The organism is Microbacterium sp. PRC9, from assembly GCF_031844125.1.
Classification (GTDB): domain Bacteria; phylum Actinomycetota; class Actinomycetes; order Actinomycetales; family Microbacteriaceae; genus Microbacterium.
In genome coordinates this window covers 288,886-300,418 of record NZ_JAUZUR010000003.1, presented here as the reverse complement: position 1 = coordinate 300,418, position 11,533 = coordinate 288,886, and the positions used below count along the sequence as shown (strand labels likewise).

At 72.1% G+C, this 11,533-nt stretch carries 8 protein-coding genes; all 8 read right to left on the bottom strand.

What is annotated here, in order from left to right; translation table 11 throughout:
• Window positions 1-47: 47 nt before the first annotated feature.
• Window positions 48-1,427: a M20/M25/M40 family metallo-hydrolase gene (locus Q9R33_RS08345; protein WP_311293453.1), complete on the bottom strand. Its 1,380-nt coding sequence runs from the start codon at window positions 1,425-1,427 to the stop codon at window positions 48-50.
• The gene (locus tag Q9R33_RS08340) at window positions 1,424-3,067 is read right to left on the bottom strand and encodes an ABC transporter ATP-binding protein (protein ID WP_311293452.1); all 1,644 of its coding nucleotides are present in this window, start codon (window positions 3,065-3,067) and stop codon (window positions 1,424-1,426) included. The genes Q9R33_RS08345 and Q9R33_RS08340 overlap by 4 nt, the downstream gene beginning before the upstream one ends.
• The gene (locus Q9R33_RS08335; protein ID WP_311293451.1) at window positions 3,064-4,041 is read right to left on the bottom strand and encodes an ABC transporter permease; all 978 of its coding nucleotides are present in this window, start codon (window positions 4,039-4,041) and stop codon (window positions 3,064-3,066) included. The genes Q9R33_RS08340 and Q9R33_RS08335 overlap by 4 nt, the downstream gene beginning before the upstream one ends.
• Window positions 4,042-4,052: 11 nt before the next feature.
• On the bottom strand, window positions 4,053-5,024 hold the full coding sequence (locus tag Q9R33_RS08330) for an ABC transporter permease (RefSeq protein ID WP_235560088.1): 972 nt from the start codon (window positions 5,022-5,024) through the stop codon (window positions 4,053-4,055).
• Window positions 5,025-5,056: 32 nt separating this feature from the next.
• Window positions 5,057-6,673 carry an ABC transporter substrate-binding protein gene (locus tag Q9R33_RS08325; RefSeq protein WP_311293450.1) on the bottom strand — a complete coding sequence of 539 codons (1,617 nt, stop codon included), beginning with the start codon at window positions 6,671-6,673 and terminating at the stop codon, window positions 5,057-5,059.
• Between the two features lie 332 nt (window positions 6,674-7,005).
• A complete protein-coding gene (locus Q9R33_RS08320) occupies window positions 7,006-8,889 on the bottom strand; it encodes an FAD/NAD(P)-binding protein (RefSeq protein ID WP_311293449.1) in 1,884 nt (627 codons plus the stop codon).
• Complete coding sequence (locus Q9R33_RS08315) at window positions 8,886-10,250, bottom strand: NtaA/DmoA family FMN-dependent monooxygenase (RefSeq protein ID WP_311293448.1); 1,365 nt, start codon at window positions 10,248-10,250, stop codon at window positions 8,886-8,888. The genes Q9R33_RS08320 and Q9R33_RS08315 overlap by 4 nt, the downstream gene beginning before the upstream one ends.
• On the bottom strand, window positions 10,247-11,470 hold the full coding sequence (locus Q9R33_RS08310; RefSeq protein WP_311293447.1) for an LLM class flavin-dependent oxidoreductase: 1,224 nt from the start codon (window positions 11,468-11,470) through the stop codon (window positions 10,247-10,249). Before Q9R33_RS08310 ends, Q9R33_RS08315 begins: the two co-directional genes overlap by 4 nt.
• Window positions 11,471-11,533 lie beyond the last annotated feature (63 nt).

Genomic DNA, 11,533 nt, shown 5'->3' with positions numbered 1-11,533 from the left:
GTGGGGTGGATGGGGAACGGATGCCGCGGCCCGCGCAGCATCCGCGTTCAGGCGGTCGCCGGCTCCGCGACGCGGGTGCGCCTCGCGGTGCTCGTGTCGGCGTGGAACGTGCGCACGGCGTGGTCGAGCGCGTCGACGGTGAGGGCGATCGAGTCGAGGTCGATGCGCTCGTCGTTGCCGTGGAAGAGCCGGCGGAAGGTGCCGTAGTCCCAGCGCTCGCTGAGCACGCCGAACCCGTAGGCCGGGATGCCCCGGCGCCGGTAGAAGCGGCCGTCCGTGCCGCCCACGCCCAGCATCGGCAGCAGCTCGGCGGACGGGTAGGCGCGGCGCACCGCGCTGCCGAGCGCATCGAAGAGCGGAGTGTCGATCGGAGACAGGGTGGACTCGCCGAACCAGTCGCCCTCGATCTCGATGTGCTCGATGAGATCGCCGAGCGCGTCGCGGATGAGGCCTTCGACGTCCGCGCGGGTGACGTCCGGCAGGATGCGGATGTCGAGCTGCACGGTCGCGGTGCCCGGGATGACGTTGCCCTTCTCTCCGGCGCGCACGATCGTCGGCGAGATCGTGGTGTGCGTCGAGGCGTGCGCGAACCCGTCGAGGGTGCCGAGGTGCGGCAGGCCCTCGTAGAACCGGTCGGGGTCGGTGAGTGCGGCCCGGATCTCGGGGTCGAGATCGAGCGCCCCGGCGTACGCGCGCCACTGCGGGGTGATGACAGTGGTGCCGCGGTGCCGTGCGAGGCGGGTCACGGCCTCCGCCGCGATGACCGCGGCGTTGCGCGAGCCCCACGGCGCCGAGCCGTGCCCGGGCGCACCGGTGACGCGCAGCAGGCGGCCGGCGCCACCCTTCTCGCCCACCATGACACCGAGGTGCGGCTGCGCGCCGGCGTGGGCGCCGCCCGATTCGGTCAGCACGTAGTCGGCGTCGATGAGATCGAGGCGGTGCTCGGTGAGCCAGCCGACGCCGAACCGGCTGCCGTTCTCCTCGTCGGCGACCGCTGCGAAGACGAGGTCGCCGCGCGGCCGGAACGATCCCGTCGCGATGGCGCGCGTCACCACGGCGTACGCGGCAGTGAGATTGAGCATGTCGATCGCGCCGCGGCCCCACAGCACGCCGTCGACGATCTCGCCGGCGAACGGGTCGCGTGACCAGCCCGACGGCTCGACGGGCACGACGTCGGTGTGCCCGACGAGCGCGAGCGACGGCGCACTCGGATCGGTGCCCTCGATGCGCACGATGAGCGACTGGCGGCCCGGATGCGGCTCGACGACGACGCCCTCGAGCCCGGAGCCTTCGAAGAAGCGCTGGAGCGTCTGCACCTGCCGGTCCTCGTGACCCGAGTCGGGCGTGCCGTCGTTGACGGCGGCGTTGCGGATCAGCTCCTGCAGCAGATCGGTCGTCTGCTGCGCCAGTGTTGCCTGCGCGCTCATGCGGCAGCCTCGCCCGCGAGCGCCGGCGCCGACAGCGTCGCGCCCGGGATCGCCTCGATGAGCCGGCGCGTGTACTCCTCGCGCGGCGCGCCGAGCACCTGCGCGGTCGAGCCCTGCTCGACGATGCGGCCGTGCTGCATCACCGCGACGCGGTCCGAGATCTCGCGGACCACGGCGAGGTCGTGGCTGATGAACAGGTACGACACCCCGACATCGCGCTGCACCGCGGCGAGGAGGTCGAGGATCTGCGCCTGCACCGACACGTCGAGCGCCGACACCGCCTCGTCGAGCACGACGAGATCGGGACGCAGCGCGAGCGCGCGTGCGATGGCCACGCGCTGCCGCTGGCCGCCCGAGAGCTCGGCCGGCCGCCGCGACGCGGTGCTCGCCGGCAGCGCCACCTGGTCGATCAGCTCGCGCACGCGGCGCGCCCGCTCGGCCTTGTCGACGCCGAACGCCCGCAGCGGCTCGTCGATCACCTCGGCGATCGTGAAGCGCGGGTCGAGAGACGCGAACGGGCTCTGATAGACGAGCTGGAACCGCCGGCGCAGCGCGCGCAGCTCTTCACGACTCGCGGCGACGAGATCGTCTCCGTCGAAACGGATGCTGCCCGCCGACGGCTTCTCGAGCCGCAGCGCCAGTCGCGCCGTCGTGCTCTTGCCCGACCCCGACTCGCCCACGATCGCGAGCGTCTCGCCCCGGTCGATGCGGAACGTGACGTCGTCGACGGCGAGGAGCTTCTCGCGGCCGGGGAGCGGGAACTCCTTGCGCAGGCCCGTGACTTCGAGCAGCGCCGGGGTGGCAGCATCCGGTTCCGTCCGCAGCGGCCGCTCGGACACGCGCGGCGTCCCGCCGCGCAGCCCGGGTGCCGCGGCGATGAGCGCGCGGGTGTACGGGTGCTGCGGGTTCTCGAGCACCTGGCGTGCGGTGCCCGTCTCGACGATCTCGCCGTTCTGCATCACGATGATGCGGTCGGCGCGGTCGGCGGCGACGCCGAGGTCGTGCGTGATGAGCAGCACGGCGGTGCCGAGCGTCGACGCCAGCGTGTCGATGTGGTCGAGGATCTGCTTCTGCACAGTGACGTCGAGCGCGCTCGTGGGCTCATCGGCGATCACGAGCTTCGGCTCGGCGGCCAGCGCCGTCGCGATGAGGGCGCGCTGCTTCATGCCGCCCGAGAACTGGTGCGGGAACTGCCTGGCGCGTGCCTCGGGCTCGCCGATGCCGGCCAGACGCAGCAGCTCGACGGCCTGCGCGTCGGCGCCGCGGCGCGTGGCGAGGCCGTGGATCACGAGCGGCTCGCCGACCTGGCGACCCACGCGCTTGACGGGGTTCAGGCTCGTCGTCGGGTCCTGCGGGATGAGCCCGATCGCGCGACCGCGCACCTCGCGCCACGCGCGACGCGAGAGCCCGGTGAGATCGGTGCCGTCGAAGACGATCGAGCCGGCGTCCACCGACGCGTTCGAGGCGAGCAGGCGGATCACCGCGTGCGCGGTCGTGCTCTTGCCCGAGCCCGACTCGCCGACGATCGCGACGACCTCGCCGCGGTCGACGGTGAAGCTCACGTCGCGCACGGCAGGCCGCGATTCGCCGCCCAGCGTGTACGAGACCGACAGGTTCGAGACCTCCAGCAGCGCGGTCATCGGATTCCCCCGTTGCGCTCGAGGGCGCGCGAGACGCGGTTGGCTGACAGCACGACGGCGACGATCACGAGGCCGGGGAAGGTCGTGAGCCACCACGCGACGGCGAGATAGTCGCGCCCGCCGGCGACGAGCGAGCCCCACTCGGGTGTGGGCGGCGGTGCGCCGAAGCCGAGGAACGACAACGACGAGATCGCCAGCACCATGACCCCGAACTCGAGGGCGGCCAGCGCCACGACGGGTCCGGACGCGTTCGGCAGCACGTGCCGGCGCAGCACCGTGTACCAGCGCACGCCCGACACGTGCGCGGCCTCGACGTAGACGGCGGTGGCGATCTGCAGCACCTCGGCGCGCATCACGCGGGAGAACGAGGCGATGCTTGCGAGTCCGACCGCGATCGCCACGTTGAGCGTGCCGAATCCGAGCGCCGTGATGAGCGCGAGCGACAGCAGCAGGCTCGGGATCGCGAGCAGCACGTCCATGAAGCGCATGATCGCGTCGTCCACGATGCCCCGGAGGAAGCCCGCGAGCAGGCCGAACAGCGACCCGACCGCGAGGCCGACGATCACGGCCACCGAGGTCGCGGCGAGCGAGGTCGCAGAACCGTAGACGACGCGGGCGTAGAGGTCGCGGCCGAGGTTGTCGGTGCCGAAGAGGTGCTCCGGGCTCGGCGGCAGCAAGCGGTCCTGGGGGACGCCGACGATCGGGTCCCACGCGGTGAACCACGACGGCACCAGCGCCCACAGCGTCACGAGGGCGAGCACGAGGATCGACGCGACCAGGGTCGGCTGCTTCAGCACGGCGATCACCGGGCGAAGCGCGAAGCGGCGGGACGCAGCATCCGCTCGCACTTCTCCGAGGGCGGCCGCGCGGGGGCTGCCCGACGGATCGGCGTCGGGGTCGACGATCGATTCGAGGACGGGATCGTGCGGCTCGAGGGTGCGCGCGGGCGGGGAGAGCACGTTCGGGGCGATCATGGCGGCTCCTGTCAGGCGGCGACGAACGCCGTGCGGGCGAGCGTGATGCGGCGGTCGATGAGGGGGTAGACGAGGTCGACGACGAGGTTCGCGACCACGAAGACGAGGGCGGCGAAGACGACGACGGTCTGCACGACGGGCACGTCGCGGTTGTTGACGGCGGTGACGACGAGGCGCCCGATTCCGAGGCGCGAGAACACGGTCTCGGTCACGACGGCGCCCGAGAGCAGACCGCCGATGAGCACGCCGACCATCGTGAGCGAGGGGATCGCGGCGTTGCGGAACGCGTGGCCGAGCTGCACCCGGCGCTCGCTCGCGCCCTTCGCGCGCACGATCTCGACGTACGGCTGGGCGAGGGTCGATCGCAGGCTCCGCGACAGCAGCTGCGCGATGAAGGCGCCCGAGGGGATCGCGATCGTGATCGCCGGCAGCACGAGGCTCTCGAAGCCCTCGTTGCCCATCGAGGGGAAGAGGCGGATGCGGAACGAGAAGGCCTGCAGCAGCAGGAGGCCGATCCAGAACACCGGGATCGAGACGCCCAGCGGCGGCAGCGACGACAGCACGTTGCGCAGCCACTGCGCGCGGGCGAGCGACGCCGACAGCGCGAGGACGACGCCGAACACCACCGACAGCACGAACGCGAAAGCGGTCAGCGCGAGCGTCGGGGGGAGCGATTCGAGGAGCAGATCGGATGCCGGGCGGCCGGTCTGCGTCGAGACCCCGAAGTCTCCGGTCAGCGCCTTGCCCAGGGCGACGAGGTACTGCTCGTACAGCGGGCGGTCGAGCCCGAGCTCGCTGCGCAGCTGCGCCACGAGCTCGGGATCGATGGCCTCCTGGTCGCCGCCGCCCGCGAAGAGCGTCGCGGCGTCCCCCGGGAGGAGATACAGGATGAGGAACGAGATCGTGTACGCGGCCCACAGGACGATCACGCCCTGCCCGATCCTCCGGGCGATGTATCGACCCCACATGATCTCGTTCCTCATCCCTTTCGTTGTGCGATGCGCCCGGTGCGGGCTTACTCGGCGATCCAGGCGTCGTAGAAGTCCAGGCGGCTGGAGGCCTCGAAGCCGAGCCCCTGCACCTTCGACGCGGCGGTGATCGTGGTCGACAGCTGGTAGATCGGGATCGAGTAGCCGCCCGTGATGAGCAGCTCCGCGGCCTCGTCGACGACCTTCTGACGCTCGGCCGGGTCGATGATCGCGGCCTGCTCGTCGAGCAGCTCGTCGATCTCGGCGGGCTCGGTGCGCTTGGTGGCGTTGTTGGTGCCGCTGACCGAGAACACCGTGCGCAGCACGTCGGGGTCGGCGCGCGTCAGGTTGCCGTAGGAGAAGTCGTACGTGCCGTCGGCGTTCGCGGCCTGCACGTCGGCGATGCTCGCGAAGGTCAGCTGCAGGTCGATGCCGATCTGGCGCAGCTGCTGCTGCACGAGCTCGAGCACCTCCTTGGGCGACTGCCAGTAGGTGACGTGGAAGCTGAGCTTCTCGCCGTCCTTCTCCCGGATGCCGTCATCGCCCTCGGTCCAGCCCGACTCCTCGAGCAGCTCGGCGGCGGCCTTCGGGTCGTACTCGAGCACGTCGCTCAGGTCGGTGAAGTACGGCGTCGACGAGGCGAGCGGCGACACGGCGGGCACGTCGTCGGGGCCGAGGAGGGTCGACGTGATCTGCTCGCGGTCGATGCCCTTCTGGATCGCGAGACGCACGTTCTCGTCGGCGAGCTTCTCGGTCGACTGGTTCGCGTACAGGTTGTAGACCGAGCCGGGGTTGGCGCGGTTGAGGCTCCAGAAGTCCTCGCCCTCGAACAGCACGGCGTCGGCCGTCGCGATGCCCGTGGTCGCGTCGATCTGACCCGACTGCAGGCTGCCGGTGCGGTTGCCCGACTCGGGGACGACCTTGTAGGTGATCGTGTCGAGGTACGCCTCGCCGGTGTGGGCGGCCGTCGACGGGCCCCACTCGTAGCCCTCGCGGCGCTCGAGCACGGCGCCCTCGTTTGGCGTGTAGCTCTGCACCGAGAACGGACCCGAGCCGATGTAGTCGCCCAGGCAGCGGTCGGCCTGGCTCACCGCGGCGGTCGCGGGCGACAGGAGGCCGAGCGAGAACGTCGAGGTCGCCTGCAGGAACTGCGCGCTCGGCTCCGAGAAGTTGACGATGACCGTCTGCTCGTCCGGCACCTCGATGCTCTCGAGGTCGGCGAGGTACGACGAGCCGAGGCTCGCCTTCGCGCCCAGCGCCTGGATCGCCTCGAAATTGGTCTTGACGGATGCCGCGTCGATGGGCTCGCCGTCGGCATACGTGGGGCCGTCCTGCAGCGTGAACGTGAAGCTCGTGGCGTCGTCGTTCACCTCGTAGTCGGTGGCCAGCCACGGCAGGATCTCGCCGGTCTCGGGGTCCTGGATCGTCAGCGATGCGACGGTCTGTCGCGCGATCGCGATCGCGTCGTTGTTGCCGACCTGCTGCGGATCGATGCACTGGCTGTCGACCGAGATCGCGAAGGTCAGGTTGCCGCCCGTGACGGGCTCCGCCTCGGCGGATGCGGTGGGTGCGGCGTCGCCGGCGCCGGTCGCGCACGCGGTGAGCGCGAGCGCGACCACGCCGATCGCCGCCAGCGCGGCGGTACGGGGTCGGGTGAACGACATGGGGTCTCCAGAAGCTGTGATGGTGCGAGGCGCGGCGGTGGTGCCGGCTCGTGGTCTCAGCGTCTCGGAGAGGCGGTGCGCGGCTCGATCGGTGATGTCACGCGGCGTGAACGTCGGTCACGATCGTTCACGCCCCGTCATCCGGCGTCATGTTCCGCAGTCACTTCGTGCGGGTCCCGCGCCCTATCCGCGACCCGAAGTGACTGCGGAGCCCGCGGCGTGGAGGCTCCGCAGTCACGTTTGGCGGGTTCGTGGGCCATGCACCCGCAAAAGGCGACTGCGGAACAGAGGAGCAGCGGCGGGAGGGCGGAGCCGAGGATGGGGGGCCCGGATCAGGGGGCGACCGGAACCGCGACGCCGAGATGGGCGGCGATCGCCCCCGCCACGACGTCGGTCTGGCGCAGCGACAGCGAGTTCGCCGCCGGACGCGTGAAGGCGCCGGCCTCGGTCTGCGAGGTGAAGGGGCCGATCGCGAACAGCGCGTCGTGGGGCGCGCCGTCGGGGCGCAGCACCCGGCCGTCGTCGGCGACCCGCACGCGTCCGAGCGAGCCCGAGTACTCGGCATCCGTCACGCGCAGCACGCTGCCGTGGACGGTCGCGAGCTCCCGCAGCGCCGCGTTGGTGCTGAGCTCCGCGTCGGCGGCCGGCAGCCATGCGTCGACGAGCGCGCCGGCGACCGTCTCGCCCGGCACGCGGAGACGGGATGCTGCGAACCCGCGCGGCTCGACGACCACGTCCACGTCGGGTCCGAGGAAGCGCACGACTCCCGCATCGGCGAGGGCGAGCAGCTCCTCCAGCCGGTGCGGGGGCGGACCGCTCGCGAGGTAGCTGAAGAACGTATGCCAGCGGACGGGCAGCGTGTACGCCCGCGAGCGGGCGGTGAAGCGCTCCTTGGGGATCTCCGACAGCGCCATGAACGACAGCAGCGCGGCGATGAACACGCCCTGTGCGGGGCTGCGCTCCTGCGTCGTCCGCAGCTCGAGGTCGTCGATGATGTGCGCCCGCACCCGGTCGTGAGCGTCGTCGGCGTCGGCGAACTCCGCGTCGGCGAACGGCCGGTCGAACGCGGCGACGTCGAACCGGTCGAGCGGATCGGGCACCGCGGCGGCGATCGCGGCGCGCAGGGCCGGGTCGTCCCACGCGTGCGCCTGCAGGAGGGCGCGGAGCTCGTCCCACGTGCCCGTGACCCGCTCCGGATGCCCCGTGAAGAGCTCGCGGTAATGCCCGTGCAGCAGCTCGGCGGCGACCAGCGGCCACACGTCGCGGTCGAAGTCGATCGGGCGCCCCGCGTCGACGAGCGCGGCGACCACGTCCGGCGTCAGCACGTCGCGCTCCGGGGGCGAGCCCTGCAGCGTCGACGTCACCTTCGACCGGTACGGCACCCCGCGCCGCGATCCGAGGTGCAGCCGAGGCTCCTGCCCCGACGGCACGTAGCGCAGGGCGCCGTCGGCGCCGCGGTCGAAGCGTCCGCCTCGGCCCTGAGTGAGGAGCACGACGAGGTCGACAGCGGCGAGGCCCATCCCGCGCACGATCACGTCGGCGCCCGGGGCGAGCGTCGACAGATCGGCGTCCGCGGTGAACGCGGGACCCACGTACGCGAGCCGCTCGCGGACCGCGGCCGCCGCAAGCGCTGCTGACGCCGGGTCGGGCTCGCGTTCGGTGTGGCCGAGGCAGTAGGCGACAGCATCCGTCTCGATCACTCGACCGCTCGCGAGCGAAACGGCGTGCTGTCCCGACGACGACGTCCGCACCGAGGTCACCTCGTCGACATGGAGCCGGATCCTCACGCCCTCGGGCGCGCTCGCCGCGGTGCGGCGGAAGAACCAGTCGAGGTAGTGGCTGTGCAGGCGCCGCGTCGGAAAGCCTTCAGGGGTGAGTGCCCGCGCCTCGGCCTCCGACAGCTCGTCGAGGTCGACGTCCGGGAGTTCGCCCGCGCGCCACAGGTCCAGCCACTCGCTGAGCGAGGGGCCGGAGCGCACCGGCCCCTCGATCGTGCAGCTGTCGTCGGTGAACACGGTGACGTCGCGCGTCATCGAGTTGAGCTTCAGCAGCGGCGACTGGGCGTGCCGCCAGATGCGGCCGGCACCGGGGGGATGCGGGTCGACGAGGTCGATGTCGAGCAGCGTGTGCTCGTCCGCGCGCGCCAGCACGCGTTCGAGGAGCATGATCGCCCGGGGGCCGGCTCCGACGAACAGCAGGCGCGCGCGGCCGGTCATCGGGCGGCGAGCGCCGGTGCGGCGACCGGCGCCGGAAGACCGAGCAGATCGCGCAGTGTCGCGCCCTCCTCGTACGACCGCCGGTACGAGCCGCGCTCCTGCAGCAGCGGTACGACGCGCTCGGCGAACTCGTCGAGGCCGTGCGGCGTGAGGTGCCCGACGACGGTGAAGCCGTCCGTCGCGCGCTCCTGCACATAGCGGTCGATCTCGGCCGCGATGTGCTCGGGCGTGCCCACGAAGGTCGGGGCGGCGGTCAGGCGGATGACGGTCTCACGGATGCTGAGCCCCTCGGTCTCCGACAGCTCGCGCAGCTTCGCGATCCTGGCGCGCACCGCCGCGTGCCGGTTCGCCCAGCCGCGCGCGGTCTCGGACCCGGTGTCGGGGTCGACATCCGGAAGGGGGCCGTCGGGGTCGTAGCCGGACAGGTCGCGGCCCCACACCTGCTCGACGTACGTGAGCGCGACCTCGGGCCGCACCTGCTGCAGCGCGACCTCGCGGGCGCGCTCGCGTGCCTCCGCGTCGGTGTCGCCGATGGAGAACGTCGCCGCCGGGAGGATCTTGAGCGAGTCCTCCTCGCGTCCGTAGGCGGCGAGCCGGCCCTTGACGTCGTCGTAGAACGCGCGCGCGGCAGCGAACTCCTGGTGCAGCGAGAAGATCACCTCGGCGTGCTCGGCGCCGAACGTGCGCCCGTCCGCCGAGTCGCCGGCCTGCACGATGACGGGGCGTCCCTGCGGGGAGCGGGGGACGTCGAACAGGGCGTCGACGTCGAACTGCGGGCCGCTGTGGCGGACCCGCGCGGGGACGCCGTCGTCGAGGAAGGCGCCGGTCGCGGCATCCGCTCGTACATCACCCTCGCTCCACGAGTCCCACAGCTCTTTCGCGAGAGCGGCGAACTCACGGGCGCGCTCGTAGCGGTCGGCGTGGTCGAGGTAGCCGCCGCGGCGGAAGTTCGCACCGTGGAAGGCGTCGGAGCTCGTCACGGCGTTCCAGCCCGCGCGGCCGCCCGAGAGGTGGTCGAGGGTCGCGAGCTCGCGCGCCAGCTCATAGGGCTCGTTGAACGTCGTGTTGAGCGTGCCGACGACGCCGACGTGCTCGGTGATCGCGGCGACCGCAGCCAGGATCGACAGCGTGTTCGGGCGGCCCAGCACGTCGAGTTCGTGGATGCGGCCCTTGTGCTCGCGCAGTCGCAGCCCTTCGGCGAGGAACACGTAGTCGAACAGCCCGCGCTCCGCCGTCGCGGCGAAGTGCTCGAACGACGAGAAGTCGATCTGGCTGCCGGCCGTCGGGTCGGTCCAGACGGTGGTGCTGTTGACGCCGGGGAAGTGCGCGGCGAGATGGATCTGACGGACGGGACGGCTCACAGCGCGAACTCCTCTTCTCGGGCATAGCGGCTCTCGGGGCGTGCGAGATCGAGGCGGGCGCGGAGCGACCCGCCGTCGTCCTCGCGGAGTGTGCCGGTTCCGCGCAGCAGGGGCACGACCTGCTCGGCGATCGCCACGACGTCGGCGGGCTGGCGGGCAGGGCGCAGGCGCACGCCGTCGACACCCCCGGCGGCGAGCTCGCGCACCGCGTCCGCGACGTCGCCGGGCGTGCCGACGACGATGCGGGCGTCGGAGGCGAGCTGCTCGCCGTCCCACTCGTCGAGTCGCGCCAGCGCCTCGTGCGCCGCGGCCGGGGTGTCTTCGATCAGCACGAGCAGGTCGGCGAAGACCCGCACGGGCTCGTCACCGCTGCGCAGGTCTTCGGCGGCAGCATCCAGCTCCGAAAGGATGCCGGGCAGGGCGAACCCGGGTCGCCCGCCCTCGACGTGGGGTGTGATGAACACGACGTCCGCGTGCTCCGCGGCCAGGCGGTACGGCACCGTCTGGTGCGCGAGCACCGTGATCAGCGGGCGACCCTGGGGCGACCGGGGCACGATCGAAGCGCCGGTGATCGAGAAGAACTCGCCCTCGAAGTCGATGTTGTGCACGCGGTCGGCGTCGAGGAAGCGGCCTGCCGCGGCATCCCGGATGATGGCGTCGTCCTGCCACGAGTCCCACAGGCGCGCCAGCACGTCGGCGAACTCGCCGGCTTCGCGGAACGCCGCGAGGATCTCGGGGGAGTCCTCGACGCGCCCCGACGCGGGGATCGCGTCGACGCCAGAGGCGCGCCGGCCGAAGTTGGCGCGCTCAGCGGCCGAGGCGCCCGCGACCAGCCGAACACCGGCGCGGCCGCGGCTGGCGAAATCGAGCGTCTGGATGCCGGTGGCGACGTGGAACGGCTCGGGGTGCGCGGTCGTGACGGTGGGCACCAGGCCGATCCGGCGCGTCAGCGGCGCGACGTACGACGCGATGAGCACGGCGTCGAGGCGTCCGCGGACGCGGTCGCGGCGGAGGGCCTCGGCGGACTCGAAGCGGTCGGGGAGGGCGAGGGCGTCCTCGATGGTGGCGAGGGCGATGCCGGCGTCGTCTGCCGTGCGCAGCAGATCGCGCCAGTAGCGCGCCGATGTCAGCTCGTGCGGGCGGGCGGTGGCCTCGCGCCACGCGGCGGGGTGCCAGCCGGCCCGTTCGAGGGCGACGGCGAGGTGAACCTGGTCGGTCACGAGAATTCTCCTTCTTCGCACGAGGCGATCCGCTGTTCACGATTCCCGCGGGGTCGTGCGTAC